This window comes from Chitinophaga sp. (genome assembly GCF_039596155.1).
Lineage (GTDB): Bacteria > Bacteroidota > Bacteroidia > Chitinophagales > Chitinophagaceae > Chitinophaga.
On sequence record NZ_JBCNKF010000020.1, the window covers coordinates 1 to 16,058 of the forward strand.

At 46.0% G+C, this 16,058-nt stretch carries 11 protein-coding genes; 7 read left to right on the forward strand and 4 right to left on the reverse strand.

Going from position 1 to position 16,058, the window contains the following annotated elements; translation table 11 throughout:
• Together ABDW33_RS19085 and ABDW33_RS19090 are read left to right on the forward strand one after the other, a co-directional pair.
• The coding region (locus ABDW33_RS19085) for an Ig-like domain-containing protein (RefSeq protein WP_343691685.1) at positions 1-1,459 on the forward strand (1,459 nt) is incomplete at its 5' end.
• A 20-nt stretch (positions 1,460-1,479) separates the two neighbouring features.
• Positions 1,480-2,448, forward strand: a complete 969-nt coding sequence (locus ABDW33_RS19090; protein ID WP_343691686.1) for a type IX secretion system membrane protein PorP/SprF — start codon at positions 1,480-1,482, stop codon at positions 2,446-2,448.
• A gap of 74 nt (positions 2,449-2,522) precedes the next feature.
• Here the strand turns inward: ABDW33_RS19090 and ABDW33_RS19095 are convergent, their stop codons facing one another.
• Entirely contained in the window at positions 2,523-3,371 is an 849-nt protein-coding gene (locus ABDW33_RS19095) for a universal stress protein (protein ID WP_343691687.1), read from the reverse strand.
• Positions 3,372-3,601: 230 nt separating this feature from the next.
• Here ABDW33_RS19095 and ABDW33_RS19100 point away from each other — a divergent pair, with 230 nt between their 5' ends.
• Positions 3,602-3,850: a hypothetical protein gene (locus ABDW33_RS19100; RefSeq protein WP_343691688.1), complete on the forward strand. Its 249-nt coding sequence runs from the start codon at positions 3,602-3,604 to the stop codon at positions 3,848-3,850.
• A 9-nt stretch (positions 3,851-3,859) separates the two neighbouring features.
• On the opposite strand, the gene ABDW33_RS19105 is transcribed toward ABDW33_RS19100, so the two are convergent.
• Together ABDW33_RS19105 and ABDW33_RS19110 are read right to left on the reverse strand one after the other, a co-directional pair.
• Positions 3,860-5,647 (reverse strand): gliding motility-associated C-terminal domain-containing protein, encoded by a 1,788-nt coding sequence (locus ABDW33_RS19105; protein WP_343691689.1) that lies wholly within the window; start codon positions 5,645-5,647, stop codon positions 3,860-3,862.
• A gap of 269 nt (positions 5,648-5,916) precedes the next feature.
• Complete coding sequence (locus ABDW33_RS19110; RefSeq protein ID WP_343691690.1) at positions 5,917-8,325, reverse strand: FtsX-like permease family protein; 2,409 nt, start codon at positions 8,323-8,325, stop codon at positions 5,917-5,919.
• Positions 8,326-8,537: 212 nt separating this feature from the next.
• Here ABDW33_RS19110 and ABDW33_RS19115 point away from each other — a divergent pair, with 212 nt between their 5' ends.
• Both ABDW33_RS19115 and ABDW33_RS19120 read left to right on the forward strand, forming a co-directional pair.
• Positions 8,538-9,842, forward strand: coding sequence for a HAMP domain-containing sensor histidine kinase (locus ABDW33_RS19115; RefSeq protein WP_343691691.1), 1,305 nt, complete (start codon positions 8,538-8,540; stop codon positions 9,840-9,842).
• A 6-nt stretch (positions 9,843-9,848) separates the two neighbouring features.
• Complete coding sequence (locus tag ABDW33_RS19120) at positions 9,849-11,348, forward strand: sulfatase (protein ID WP_343691692.1); 1,500 nt, start codon at positions 9,849-9,851, stop codon at positions 11,346-11,348.
• Positions 11,349-11,415: 67 nt separating this feature from the next.
• On the opposite strand, the gene ABDW33_RS19125 is transcribed toward ABDW33_RS19120, so the two are convergent.
• A complete protein-coding gene (locus ABDW33_RS19125) occupies positions 11,416-11,907 on the reverse strand; it encodes a DUF6496 domain-containing protein (RefSeq protein WP_343691693.1) in 492 nt (163 codons plus the stop codon).
• A 219-nt stretch (positions 11,908-12,126) separates the two neighbouring features.
• On the opposite strand from ABDW33_RS19125, the gene ABDW33_RS19130 reads away from it, so the two are divergent.
• A complete protein-coding gene (locus tag ABDW33_RS19130) occupies positions 12,127-15,135 on the forward strand; it encodes a GH92 family glycosyl hydrolase (protein ID WP_343691694.1) in 3,009 nt (1,002 codons plus the stop codon).
• Between the two features lie 114 nt (positions 15,136-15,249).
• Entirely contained in the window at positions 15,250-15,825 is a 576-nt protein-coding gene (locus tag ABDW33_RS19135; RefSeq protein ID WP_343691695.1) for a hypothetical protein, read from the forward strand.
• Positions 15,826-16,058 lie beyond the last annotated feature (233 nt).

Here is a 16,058-nt window from a genome sequence, read left to right on the forward strand (position 1 = left end):
CATCGTCAAAGATGATAAAGGGAACGAAACCAGCGTGCCTGTTACCGTAACCGTTACAACACCGAACAAAGCACCGGTAGTAACCGGCGGAGAAACCGCGACCACCGAACAGGATCACCCCGTTTCCGGTACCATCACCGCAAACGATCCAGACGGCGATCCGATCACCTTCGACAAAGGCACCGATCCAACCCACGGTACAGTAGTCGTAAATCCAGACGGAACTTACACCTACACACCAGCACCTGGCTACACCGGCACCGATACCTTCACTGTCATCGTCAAAGATGATAAAGGGAACGAAACCAGCGTGCCTGTTACCGTAACCGTTACTACACCGAACAAAGCACCTGTAGTAACCGGGGGAGAAACTGCGACCACCGAACAGGATCACCCCGTTTCCGGTACTATTACCGCAAACGATCCAGACGGCGATCCGATCACCTTCGACAAAGGCACCGATCCAACCCACGGTACAGTAGTCGTAAATCCAGACGGAACTTACACCTACACACCAGCACCTGGCTACACCGGCACCGATACCTTCACTGTCATCGTCAAAGATGATAAAGGGAACGAAACCAGCGTGCCTGTTACCGTAACCGTTACTACACCGAACAAAGCACCCGTAGTAACCGGGGGAGAAACCGCGACCACCGAACAGGATCACCCCGTTTCCGGTACCATCACCGCAAACGATCCAGACGGCGATCCGATCACCTTCGACAGAGGCACCGATCCAGCCCACGGTACAGTAGTCGTAAATCCAGACGGAACTTACACCTACACACCAGCACCTGGCTACACCGGCACCGATACCTTCACTGTCATCGTCAAAGATGATAAAGGAAACGAAACCAGCGTAACAATAGGTGTTTCCGTAACACCCGACAACACTAACAATCCGGTAGCTGTAAACGACAGCTTAACTGTTGTTGCCAACACACCACTCGATATCGACGTCCTCGCAAACGACAGCGCCGGCACATCGACCTTCGAAACCGGGTCTGTTACAATCATCGATCAGCCTACCCACGGTTCAGTCGTTGTAAACAGCAACGGTACCATCACCTATACACCTGCTACAGGTTACACCGGTGACGATACCTTCACCTACCAGGTGAAAACCGCTGATGGTAAAACTACCAACATAGCCACTGTCAGGATCTCTACATCATTCGCAGAGATCACCGTACCAACCCTGTTCACACCGAACGGTGATGGCAGAAACGATGTATTCGAGATCAGAGGCCTGAATCAATATGCAGAAACAGAACTGATCATCGTAAACCGTTGGGGTAACGAAGTATTTAGAGCAAAGAATTACCAGAATACATGGAAAGGAGATGGCTTGAACGAAGGGACTTATTTCTATCTGCTGCGTATCAGGCGCACAGCTAGTTCAGGATGGGAAGTGATCAAAGGATACACTACACTGGTAAGGAACTTTAACAATTAATGTGATTAGCGCTGAAAACCATGAAGAAGATATTTTTAATTGCAGGCTTATTATTCGCAGGGTCTTTGACACTGAAGGCCCAGCAGGATGCACAGTACAGCCAGTATATGTTTAACGGGATTTACATCAATCCCGCATATGCTGGCTACAAGGAGCAATTGAATGCGCATAGTTTCTATCGCAGTCAGTGGACGGGCATCCGCGGTGCTCCCCGTACATTTTCAGTAGCGGTGGATGCAGCTGTGGCAAGTGATAACGTTGGTCTGGCTTTCCAGCTCACCAGCGACAAACTGGGCGCTCAGAGTACCCTGGGCGGTTATGGTAGTTACGCCTACCGCATTCGGCTCAATGCAGATGGTAGCTCCAGGCTCGCCTTCGGTGTCAGCTTTGGTCTCTTACAAAAGAGCATCAATACCGCCGAACTGGTCACCAATGACCCTGAAACCAGTATGCCGGCAGGTGTTCAGCGCACTTTATCACCAGATGCCAGGGCAGGAGTGTACTTTGCCAATGATCGTTTCTTTGCCGGATTCTCGGTAGATAATATGATCGTGAACTACCTGAAAAGCGGGAAGTACAAACTGGTGCCACAATCCAAAATGCACTACTACCTCACTGCAGGCGTATTACTGCCATTGAATGAAGATTTCCAGCTGAAGCCTTCTTTCCTGCTGAAAGATGACTTAGGAGGACCTACCAGCCTGGACTTGAATACATTCATCCTCTACAAAGACATTATCTGGCTGGGCGGTTCTTATCGCACAAGAGTAAACCTGTATGACAAGGATTATTTACAAAGCAAACTGGCTTACAGCAATGCCGTAGTCGCAGCAATTGAACTTTTTCCCGTACAGAATATGCGGGTGGGATATGCCTATGATATAACCACCGGCCCATTGAATGGGTATAGTAGCGGTACGCATGAAGTATCAATAGGATATACTTTCCCCGGATTCAAAGTGAGGATGGCTAATCCAAGGGTGTTTTAGAATCATCATAGCTACAAAAAAGGTGTATCGATTTAATTCGGTACACCTTTTTGTTTTAGTAACCAATCAGGTATTTATTTTAATATCATTACCGGTACTTTCGAATTTCTGCAGAGTGCCTCAGAGATACTCTTATTCGTCAGATAATATAAGAAACTATGTTTTCCCGGGAGTGAAATGATCAATTGAAAATCATTCACATTCGTATACTTAATAATTCCGTCAATGATATTCTTCTCATTACTATAATTAATATCATGCTTAAAATTCTGCAGATAACTATGTAAATGCGCCTCCAGGTTCTTAAAATCCTCATCCGGATTCAGGTACCGCTCTTTTGCATCTACATTCAGCACATGTAACTGTACATCCTTTGCCATCGCAGCATCCTTCGGATCATTCAGCTTCGCCAGGTTATGCATGACCCGGTAGTCACACGGCAGCAGTACATCCCGAACAGGTCTGTAAGCATAGTCAGATGGTATTACCAACACCTTCACAGGAGAGATCTTTGCAATACTGATGATATTCCCCGCTATAAAACTATTATCAGATGACCGGCAATTATCACTACCCAACAGCACCATGTCGACCCCTTCTTCACGGATAGTCTCGTTGATGGCCCTTAACAGCGGTGTTTCACTAATCGCGGTCAATACCGTCATTCCTTCACCAAATCTTGCACTGAGTTCATCGGCCATATTATCCAGTTTCTCCGTGCTTTCTTTTCTCTCCTGCCACCTGAAATCCTGGCTCACAGGCGCATATTCCGCAGATACTGCAATGTTGTCAAACACATTATCATAAAACGTCTTTAACAGGATAATCCGATTGTATCCAAACCGGTTGGCCCACTCGCTGGCAAAACGAATCGTATTTTCTGTTGTTGCGGAGAAATCAACGGGAATAAGCATCGTTTTCATAATACAAAGTTTTGATCAATCAATAATGGCTGCTGCCCTCTACATTGTTCTACTAAATTTATGCAAAAAGCATGCGGAAGAAAATGATTTCAATCTGTAAAACAGCTGCAAATAATCAGTGGAATCTGTTATCTAAATTTACAATATTTTAGCCCGTTCCCGTAATTTTTCCCATGTTAAATAAGTTAAACATTGTTTAACTTAATGATACAATTAAATGTCAGCCCATCATGAAATTATTCCACCTGTTATGCTGCCTGTTGCCCGTTGTAACCTACGCCCAGGTAGATAACATTCAGCGTCCAGCCTATCATTTTACCGCTATCAAAAATTGGATCAACGACCCTAACGGACTGATATATATTAATGGTCAATACCATCTTTATTTAGATGCCCGGATTATTTACACCCACGCTACTATTACTACAATCCCGTCAGCGCATAAAAAAGCCGGCTTCCCACAAAGCCGGCCTTTATAAATCTCTAAACTATCTGATAATCAGCACTGTTCCCGTATAAGTCACTTTCCCCGCCTTTTTGGGCACAATCACTTTATAGATATATTCACCAGTCGAAAGATTATCGCCGCCCCAGTCATTATTATATTTACTGGACTCGTACACCACATTCCCCAGCCGGCTGTATACCAGCAGGTGAGCCGACGGATAATTCTCAATTCCTACTATGACAAACCGGTTGTTCTGCACCCCGCCCGGTCTGAACGCATTTATAAAGAAAAGGTCCTTCTTTATGACCGCTTCTTTATTGATTGCAATATTATTCGAATAGTCATCCTCACCCTCATTGGCCACTACGTATGCAGTATTGAATACCTCCTCACCACTCATTATACGGCTGGTAAAGGTCACGACCACGCTATCCCCCGGCAACAGCTCACTCACCGACCAGGTTACTTTTTTAGGTTGCAGACTCGTGGCAACACTCCCTTTCGTCGTTGTCGTATTATTAGGCACATCCAGGTTATAAGGCAGTGAATCGGTCATCACCAGATTGGTGAAAGTACTATTACCAAAGTTCTTCACGACCATTTTGTACGTGATGTAATCATCAATCATGAACGGCCCTTCTGCTGCCATCATTTTAGTAATGCTCAGGTCTCCCCTGGAAGCCCTCACAGGTACCCTGGTGATGGTATCGCAGGTGCCTGTTTTGGGATCACAGGCATAAGTAGGCAGTTTGTTAATTCCATCCGATACATAGGCGGTGTTGTTGATCCAGTCAACCCCATCCAGGTTTTCATAAGTCTTCACCTGGAATGTCACTTCCACCAGTCCTCCCGCAGGTATCGTAGTGATGGGTAAGCCAACTACACCGGATGAGAGTTGCCAGCCACTTTCCCAATTGGTATTGGCTGGTATCTTATCTGTGACAGTCAATGGTCCGATAGCCGCATTGCTGGTATTCCTTACGTAGATCTTGTAAGTGATAATTTCACCAGGCTGTACTTTACCGTCCCTGGAAGTAGCCGGGAGGCTGGCTACTTTCCATGCCTGGAAACTGGCCACGTCATTATCTGTGATGTTGACAGTAGTGGTATAATCATTCCCAGGCAGGAAGGTGCTCGTACCATCCGTACCGCTGACGAGTGTGAGCGTCACAGTTCTTGTACCGTCTATTTTAAAATTGTCAATCACGTCGATCGGGAGAGTGATACTGTTAGCACCGGCGGGAATGACCACGGTACCTGACAGGGTTTTATAGTCAGTACCATTCATGGCAGTACCTGCTACAGTATAAGAAACAGTGATATTGCTGCCAGCTGTGTACCCTGCAGCCATACTGATCACTACCGCACCGTTCGTAGCTGGTTCGGCGCCATCCGTCGTTTTGGCGATACGCAGCGTGGCCAGCGCGATGTCAGCAGACGTAGCAGCACCGGCGATATAGGTCGTTCCCCTTTCACCAATACCAGCCGCCACATTTTCAATCCCATGTAATACATCTGCCTTGCCGGTTATACCGTTGTCTTTGTCCCGGCGGGTAGTAGCATGACCATACTCATTTGCATACACATCAGAAATACTAACCGCCACATTTTCAATCCCATGTAATACATCTGCCTTGTCGGTTATACCGTTCTCTTTGTCCCGGCGGGTAGCTGCATCACCGTCGTCGTTTGTATACACACCAGCCATACTCACTACCGTTCCCGACGCCGGGTCAGTCGTACATTGCGCAGGTGAGACCTTACTTACGAACAACAGTAAAGAGGCAAGTAACAGCCTGTTTACCAACAATTTGTTTTGTTCACTCATTCTTAAATGTTATGGTGCAAAAAGGGAACACACAGGTTTTCCAGCACAAGTTTATCCGAACCTTGTTCTGAGGGAGTTGTAGGTATAGGGATATGGCACAGGGATGTTGACCAGTGTATTACATTAAATTATAATGTAAAGTTATTGAATAAATCCACTTTTTATAAATTTACTTTCGTATAACAAAGGATACATGATTATCAACAGGATATAAAAAGGCCACTGTAAAAACAGCGGCCTTCACAAAAAAAACAATATTTAACTTTTGATCACTCCGTCTTTAAACTCTTTACAGGATTGGCAAACGCCACTTTTAATGTTTGCAGCACAATTATCACAGACGTTAGTAGTCCTAATGATAGAATGATCGCTACGATAGGCATGGCCGTAATTTCTATGTGATATTCATAACTGTTTAACCAGTAGCGCATCAGGTAGCAGGCCGCCGGACAGGCCAGCGCACTCGCTATGATCATCACTGACATAAAGTCTTTGATAAACAGTGCAATGATGCTATTGACAGATGCCCCCAGCACTTTACGGATGCCCATTTCCCTGGTTCGTTTCTGTATCGTGAGGGATACCAGTCCAATTACGCCCAACAAGGCTATTACCAATGCAAGTACCGTGGCCGTATAGGCTGTTTTCTTTAACTGGATTTCACTTCTATACATCTTTGCCAGACTTTCATCCATGAATTGATATTCAAATGGTGCACCCGGCATAAGAGTAGCCCATTGTTGCTGCAGCTGGTTCAAGGCGTCAGGTACATTGTTCCCTTTTATTTTAATGATAAAATATCGGTAGCTGTTAAAGGCCTCCAACGGGAAGAATACCATAGGCGCGATGGATTGCTGCATGGACTGGAAATGAAAATCCTCCGTTACGCCGCCTATTGTATAGGCATCCTGCAACTCAGCAAATTTCACCTGTTGCCCAATGGCCGCTGCCGGATCATTATATCCCAGGGCCTTTGCCAGCTTTGCATTGACCACAATTGTATGTACATTTACCGGCATACCCTCTCTTCCCAGGTATTCGCCTGCTACCATCGGCACCTGAAATGTGCCCGCAAAATGCCTGTCGGTACTAAACTGAAATGCGGCGATCGCCGTAGTCGCATCGCCTCCTGGTGGAAAGACATTCAGACTTCCCCCGTTATTGCCATCCATGATCTCGTAGGACAACGATACATCTTTGACTACCGGGCTTTCGGCCAGCTGCTTCCTGATACCTTCCATCCAGGCGACGCCCGCCGGTGACCAGTCTCTCGGTACCTGTGCACTGATCACAAATGTTTTGTCATATCCAATCCCTTTACTAAAAAACAATTGCACCTGTTTCGTAATAATAAACGCTCCAATCAACACCACTAACGCTGTAAAGAACTGAAAAGCAACCAGCGATTTCCTCAACAGTATATGCTCTTTTACTGATTGTAAGGTCCCTTTTAAACTGTTCAATGAAGGCAATGCAGACAATACAAATGCGGGGTATAAGCCTGCGGCCAGGCCCGTCAGGAAGACAAACAGCAGCAGGTAAGCCACAAAATAAACCGGGAAATCACCTAATGCCGGTAGCGATTTACCAACCAGTTGTGCAAACAATGGTGCCATCAGGATGTAACAGCAGCAGGCCAGCACAGTCGCGATCGCAACAACGATCATTGACTCTGTCAGGAACTGCATGATTAGCTGTTGTTTTTTGCCACCCAGTACTTTTCTCATACCAATTTCTTTCATCCTCGAAGCAGCACGGCTCACAGAGATATTGACGAAATTGATCACCGCCATCAACAATATAAATACACCAATACCTGAAAGGGTGAACAACATTCTTCTGACTAATCCATTATTCTGGTTAAGATAGTTGTCCCGTACACTAACCACCTCGGGTGTCAGGTTTTCATATACATTTGCAGCAGTGTTTTCTTTCAGCAATTTCTTAATAGGCGCGTATAACTGGCTAGCTTGTACACCTGGTTGTAATTCTACATAACCTACAATAAAAACATTCTTCCAGTCTTCAATCTTTCTCCCGAAATAGCCGATGCTACTCTCTGGCAGAATGATGCCACTCCTGTAGTTGGAAATGAGATCAGTAGCCGCATTATCAGGCGAAGGCCGGATCACAGCCGTCAGCATAAACGCCTGCCTTTGCCCCGCCATGTTCTCAATTGCTACAGATCTGCCAATGGCATTCACTGTGCCAAAGTATTTGATGGCCACCTGTTCGGTCATAATCATGGAATTGGGCGTTGACAGCGCATTGGATGCGTTGCCTGCCAGTACTTTACATCCGAACATATTGAGAAAGGTGCTGTCGCCGATTTGTACATTTTCTTTAAAATCTTTCTGATCGCCATGTATGGTGAGCGTAACACCATCCCATCGGTAATAGTTTTTTACCAGCGCAGGGTATTGCTCTTTCAATACCCGGGGCAATGGGCCGGCTGTCGCCAGGTCAAATCCCATATTCGGATCCTTCCACCTGCTCCGGATGATAAACTGCCGGTCGGCGTTTTTGAGATCCTTATTCACCTGAAGCTCATTCCATACATGCGCCATAATCATGCAGGTAAAGGCGATGCCAACGGCAAGCCCTGCAATGTTCAGGAGGGTATGAAAGCGGTTTTTATTCATATTCCGCCAGGCGATCAGGACGTAATTCAGGAACATACAATCAGTTTGGGTACAGGGAGCGGACAAAGGAAGTGCCGTATATCCCCCTTATTGAAAACTAAGCAATTATATGAACATAATGCGCGGATATGTTCGCTAACAGTACATGAATTGTTCGGAAATGGCCAGTTGCCCGATTGATTATTAATACTTTTTGACATAAATTGCGGTACTTTCCAGAGAGGCTATTTACTTTAACAGGGTTATGAATGAAGAATGTCCAAACGAACAGTAAACGTGTTGTTATCCCACACCTAGTCCATTTCATTAACCGAATTTTAAACACCGGGGTACAAGAAGTCAATGGCATCGCACGCAACCGCCAGATCCGCACCGTTAATATTGCCGGTGTTACAGGCGGGACGATCTCTCTATTGTTTAGTATTATCAATACCTGTCTGGGAAATTACCTGCTTGTACTTATCAATATCACCACCATGGCTTGCCTGTATAGCATGGTATACTTTAATGAAAAGAAGAAGTACGACCTGGGTCCCATGATCACCATGCCTGTTTGTGCATTGGAACTCTCTGCCAGTGCACTGATGTATAACAACAATATGGAGTTGTATCTGCTACTGGTAGTATGCCTGTCTCTGATCCTGCTGAACAATAAATGGGTGATGCTGGCCCTTAGTGTGTTCAGTGCAGTATTGCTGGGAGTAACCCATCGTTTGGCGCCAATAACGGTCATTCACCAGGCCACTGAAGGTAGAAGGATTACAAATGCAGTTATCCTGCTCATTATGTTGTTGTTTTGTCTCTACTATTTCCGGATGCAGATCATGGGGTATACAAAGGAACTGGAAGAGTCGAACCGGCAGCTGAACATATCGAATAAAACCCGGGAAAAACTCATTTCCATCCTTGCGCATGATATGAGCTCACCCATCAATACACTCTTTTTTATGCTGGACCTCCTGCAGGAAGATATGTTGTCGGGCAAGGACTTCGCAGAATCTTCCCGCCTGCTCACTCTACAGGCCAGGAACCTGCAGGAAAATATGGATGGCCTGCTGCAATGGTGTTATACCCAGATGAAAGGCATTGCACCCCAACCCACACATTTCAATCTCGTGGCACTGATCGAAGAAGTGATTACCTTTTTACAGCCTCAGTTCCAAAAGAAACATATCCACTTGCAAAACGATATTGCGCAATATACCTGCATCGTCTATGCTGATCAGGAGCATGTACGCCTGATTATCCGCAATTTACTGAGCAATGCCATTAAATTCAGTTACAGGGAAGCGACTATTGTCTTAAGCATGGAGGACAGGAACGATGAGTTGATCATTTCCGTGGCCGACTTCGGGGTCGGCATGACAGCAGACGTTCAGGAACGGATCTTTGCCGCCGATAAAATCCATTCCACACCGGGTACCGGCAATGAAAAAGGGATAGGACTAGGCCTCAGCCTTAGTCAGGAATTTGCACAGAAAAATAATGGTTTTCTTTCCGTGTTGAGCGAAGAAGGGAAGGGTAGTACCTTTAGTCTGCATCTTCATAAATAGAACTATATGAAATATATCCTGTTGTTTGCTATCTGTCTTTTTATGACAGTACATAGGGTGCCTGCACAAACAAAAAGGCCAAATATCATTTTCATTTTTAGCGATGACCATGCATACCAGGCGATCAGTGCTTATGGAAGCCAGCTTGCACAGACACCTAATATTGACCGTATAGCAAGGGAAGGCGTATTGTTCACCCATGCCATGGTGACGAATTCTATTTGTGGGCCAAGCCGGGCAACCTTGCTGACCGGGAAGTACAGTCATAAGAACGGTTACCCGCTAAATGAACAGAAATTTGACGTCAACCAGACGCTTTTCCCCCGCCTGCTCCAGGAGAATGGATATCAGACAGCATGGATTGGAAAATGGCACCTGGGCAACCTGCCACAGGGATTTGATTACTGGAGGATACTGCCAGGTCAGGGCAATTATTACAATCCTGATTTCATCAGTAAAGAAGATACCGCCCGCATTCCGGGTTATGTGACCAACATCATCTCTGACCTTTCTTTCAACTGGCTGAATAATCGGGATACCTGTAAACCATTTATGCTGGTGATAGGAGAGAAGGCAACACACCGCGAATGGTTACCCGATCTGCAGGACCTGGGTGCGTATGATAACGTCACCTTTCCGCTGCCGGAGACATTCCACGACGACTATATGGGACGTGATGCCGCCGGTCATCAGGATATGACGGTAGACAAAACCATGCGGTTAATGGAAGATCTGAAAGTACACGTTGATTATACAAAGAGTTTCTTTCGCCGGTTTACGCCAGACCAGCAACGGCCATTCGCCGCTTACTATGATGGCATCACCCGCGAATTTGATTCCTTACACCTGACAGGCGATGCACTGGTGCAATGGAAATTCCAGCGGTACTTAAAAGATTACCTGTCTACCGCCCATTCGCTCGACAGGAATATAGGCCGTATACTGCATTACCTGGATAGTACAGGATTGGCAGCGAATACAGTGGTGATTTATGCATCAGACCAGGGGTTTTATATGGGTGAGCATGGTTGGTTTGACAAGCGGTTTATGTACGAGGAGTCGTTACGTACACCGTTTATGATCCGTTATCCCGGTGTGGTAAAGCCAGGCACCAGGAATGATGCATTCCTGCTAAATATAGACTGGGCACCCGGTATACTGGATATGGCGGGAGTGAAAGTACCTGCTGATATGCAGGGTAAGTCGTTCGTACCGTTGCTGAAGGGCGATAAAGGCTGGAGAAACGCCATGTATTATCACTACTATGAGTTCCCGCAACCACATCATGTATCCCCGCATTTTGGGATACGTACTGCACAGTATAAACTGATCCGCTTTTATGGCGCAGAACACGGCTGGGAATTGTTTGATATGAAGAAGGATCCGGGTGAAGTGAATAATCTGTATGGCAGGAAGGGATATGAGCAGATCACCGCAAAGCTGAAGGTACAACTGAAGCAGCTGATCCTGCAATACGATGATAAAGATGCCTTAAAAGAATTATAAAGTATAGGGACCAGCTATTACAAACTGGATTGCTCATGCAGTATACTGGTAGCTGGTCCCTTTATTTTTATGCATGTACAGCAGCTTTCTTCCTGCTGGTGGCACGTTTTGCAGTAGTTCTGGTAGCCTTTCTGGAAGCGGGTTTTTTAGCCGTAGTTTTCTTTGAGGCTGTCGCCTTTTTAGCAGTTGTTTTTTTAGCTGCAGTCGCTCTTTTAGGAGCTGCTTTTTTGGCGGTGGCCTTCTTAGCTGTTGTCTTTTTCGCCGCAGTTGCTTTTTTAGGTGCTGCTTTTTTAGCGGTCGCCTTTTTAGCAGTGGCTTTTTTAGGAGCCGCCTTTTTAGCGGTCGCTTTCTTCGGAGTTGACTTTTTAGCAGCAGACTTTTTATTCCCTTTTTCAGGCACTTTTGCACCTTCTTCTCTTGCTTCAGACAATCCTATTGCTATTGCTTGTTTTGGATTCGTTACTTTCTTACCACTTCTGCCACTTTTCAGTTTTCCTTCATGCATTTCATGCATTACTTTCTCCACTTTTTCGCCGCTTTTCCTTGAATACTTTGCCATTGTGAAAAAATTTAAGGATTAATAAATAACGTATATACAGAGAGGGACGAATACTATGCCAACAGCCACTCTTATATCAGCATGGATCAGGTATACACCACGCTATAAGTGCTTTGCCCCGATGAGCCTACTTTTACGCCCACTCATCCTGACATGTGTCCTTTTTTGCACACACTGTTGGGGAATTTTTATAATTTTAGCGCAAACCACAACGTCATAGTGAATCTATCAGCCAACATACGCCACATCCTGCTCCTGTTCCTGTTTTTCAGTACAGCACACGCCCAGGTAATGCAGCCGGCAGCCTACGTCAATCCTTTCATCGGCACCACCAAAAGCGCGGTTGTCACCAAATGGGGGAATGAAGGCGGTTGCTATCCCGGTGCAGTGGCTCCCCACGGCTTTTACCAACTGACACCGGAGACGAGAAGAACCGGTGCCCGGGGCTATGACTATCAGGATAGTACAATCTGTTATTTTACCTGTATGTATCACCATAGCGGTTTCCCCGGAGGTGCAGCAGGGAGTGTGTTTGTGATGCCTGTCAGCACAAGCCATTCCTTTGATCCGGATCACTACAGCCGCCCTTTTTCTCACAGGGACGAGCATGCGGTACCGGGTTACTACAAGGTAGTATTCAGGGATAACCATACCACTGTAGAAACAACTGCTTCACCGGATGGCGGGATCTTCAGGTTCACATTCCCGGACAGGGAAACGCCACAGGTATATGCCAGCGAATCACTTCATTTCAATACGCCACCGGTTGAACAGCGCACGGTAAATGGCGGCACTTTATATATATTCAGCAAAGGTACCACGGTCATTGAAGCGGCTATAGGAAATGAGCATCGCGCCTTCGACGTGGTGAAAGCCGACACTTACAGGCAATGGAATGACCTGCTTGCTGTTGTGGAGATCAATGATGACAATGAAAAAGGGAAGACCATATTTTATACGGCACTCTATCACTCCCTGTTGTTGCCATGGCTGAATAACGGGCATTACAGCGGCTTTTCTCCCTGGGATACTTTTCGCACCTTACACCCATTGCTCAGCCTTCTGTATCCTGACGTGCAGGCAGCGATGATCCGTTCTATGCTGGAAGTATATCATGCTACAGGCCATTTGCCTACTGAAAGTATGACGGGCAATCATGCCGTTCCTATCATTACAGATGCTTATTTCAAGGGTATCCCGATGGATAGGGACGAAGTATACCAGGCGATGCAAAAGAGCATCAATGACACACCTTACCTGCAACCTGATATGCAGGCCTATCATGAGCTGGGATATGTACCGTTTACCTGGCCCGAATCTGTAACGCGGACCGTAGAATATGCTTATGACGACTGGGCGCTCAACCTGTTTACAAAAGAAGCGATGCATGAGAAGGTAAAAGACGACAGAAGCCTTGCTTTCCAACATTTACTGCATGTCCCTTCCTTGTTCCTGCTTCCCCGTTATAAAAATGAATTCAAACTCAATCCCGGCAATACAGGTTATAAAGAAGGTGACCAGTGGGTATACTCCTTTTTTGTGCCACAGCATCCGCGGGAGCTCATCAATATGATGGGAGGAGACGAATTGTTCGCCCTCCGGCTGGATACCGCTTTGGATAGGCAACATATCATTTTTGACAATGAAACTGTCTTTCACGTCCCATATCTCTTTAACGAGGCTAACCGGCCCGACCTGACACAATTGTGGGTAAGGAAAATTATGGAAGACAGGTTCGCCAATACACCTGGCGGATTACCCGGCAATGATGACCTGGGTGCTACCTCCAGCTGGTATATTTTTAGTGCCATGGGCCTATATCCGGTAGCACCAGGTAAACCGGTGTATGTCCTGGGTATTCCGTTTTTCAGGGAAATGAAATTGCACCTGAAAAACGGCAGGACGCTGCTCATTAAAAACCATAATACCCACTATCCATATGTACAACAGGTACGCTTAAATGGGATAGCCTACAATGGCTTGAATATGGCGCATGATTTCATTAAGCAGGGGGGCACCCTGGAATTCGAAACGACCATAGCCCCTGTGGCAGCCCGTGAAAATGTGAATCGTACCGTCGTCCGGCTCACAGAAATCACGATGGATTCAGTGGCTGCTCCGGACCAGCCTTTTCCCATAGGTTTTACCCTGATCAACAATGGAGATGCAGGTGTATATAGGGTAAATGTGATGCTGAACGGCCAGCTTTACGGTGCTAAAAATTGCCTGATAGGCAAAGGTGCAAGGTTAAGGGACTCAATACAGGTGTATTTGTATAAAGCAGGAGAGAACCTGGTACAATTGAACGAAGCGGCAGAACGACAGGTAATGATCAAGGCGCCATTGCTGCATGCCGCCCCTGTTATCGCTGATCTTGTACTGAAACCATTGATCAGGAAAGACAGCCTGCAGCAGATAGCCTTTTCCGTCCGGAATAAGCAGGGGAGCACGAAATCATTCTCTATTCCCGTCAGCCTGGATGGGAAGCCTTTTTACACGGCAAAACTCACCTTAGCACCCGGTGAGAAAAAAGTAGTCAGCTGCCAGGTAAAAGCTGCGGCAACCGGCTGGCACAATGTTAACATTTTAGGGGTTAGCAGCCGGTTCAAAGTATATAAAGATCCACTGGAATCGCTGTTATTATCCCTGGACGGTACAACAGATATATCTGGCTTCGGCAACCATGCAGCCATTATTTCAACAGGCGGGAAAGGAGCACCTGATAAGCATCCATTCGTTTCCGACTCAACCACTTATATAGAAATACCGAACGCCCCCAGCCTCGACGAAATGGGCACGACACTCACCATGATGGCCTGGATCTATCCGCTTGAACAGACCTCTGGCCTGGTGGATGTATTTGCCAAAGGAGATACCCACGTGCTGCAGATCGTAGATGGCCGAATGTTAAGTTTTTTTGCCGGGGGATGGGGCCGGGGAGATATTACAGTACCTTTGCCGGAACATTGGCTGAACCAGTGGCATCATATCGCCGGTGTGTGTGATAAACAGGGACTTAAGATTTACATAGACGGCGTTTTGAAAGGGGAAACAAAACTGGATAACCCGGTTAACCTGTCCATCGGAAATAAATGGACACTTGGACGTAATGAAGAATTTCCCGGAACTCGTATATTTAAAGGTTATATAGAACAACCAAAAATTTTTGCAGATCCTATTGAAATAACTGGTTGTAAATGTATAGGAGAAGTTCCGCGAGATAAATAAAAATTTTCCAGATCCTGATGAAAAACCAAACAATATATCTATCCAGTAAAACAGAAAGTTGAAGCAATAAATATTTGGGAATATTCCCGTGCTATAAACCAAAAATGACACCCTATGCCAAAGGCAAAATTCCTGTTATTGGCAGCTATTATCACCTGTCTGATCGGGACAGGATGTGGTAGTAGCTGTACGAAAACTACCGCCATCTCCACAGGCGACCTTTCCAGTCACTTTGATGGTAACTGGATGTATGAAAACAAAGAGCTGGGCTTCTCTTTAAAGCTGCCCAATGAATGGTTCCTGCAAACCTCATTAGGAAGGATCCAGTATTACGTACCAATGGCCAAAAACGCACCCGAAGACATGGTAAGGCAAAAGACCCTTACTTTGGGAGACGCACAGGCAGACAAAGGTACACTGTTCACCATTTGCGATGTGAAACCTGAAGAAGGTGCCGGTGCTGCCATCACATTCGGATTAGCAGATGCCGCATCAAAAGGGGAAGCAAATGCTGAACTGACTGTAGGTACCGAAACCCTGAAAGGAATGGCTGCCAGCACTTCCAACGATGCAAATACGATAACAGTATTTAAGGACTATGGTTGTTTCAGCCTGAAAATTCTGGCAGCATACACTACGCCGGAACAATTACAGAAAATAAAAGCACTGCTGGCAACAGCCAAAATATAAACCTGCACGTTCTGCCAGTAAGGAGGCCCCTCAGCACAACGCTGAGGGGCCTCTTTTTTTTCCTTTCTATAGTATGACGCCGTAACTATTACTTCATCATAAGTACACCAAAAGGGCACTTGTATATCGATTGGATATTGAGGTGCCCTTTTGGTGATATATTGGTGATCATTTGGTATCGGAAAAGCACTGAAGAATCATAGTAGATATCCCCTGAAAAAGAGAAGCCTGTA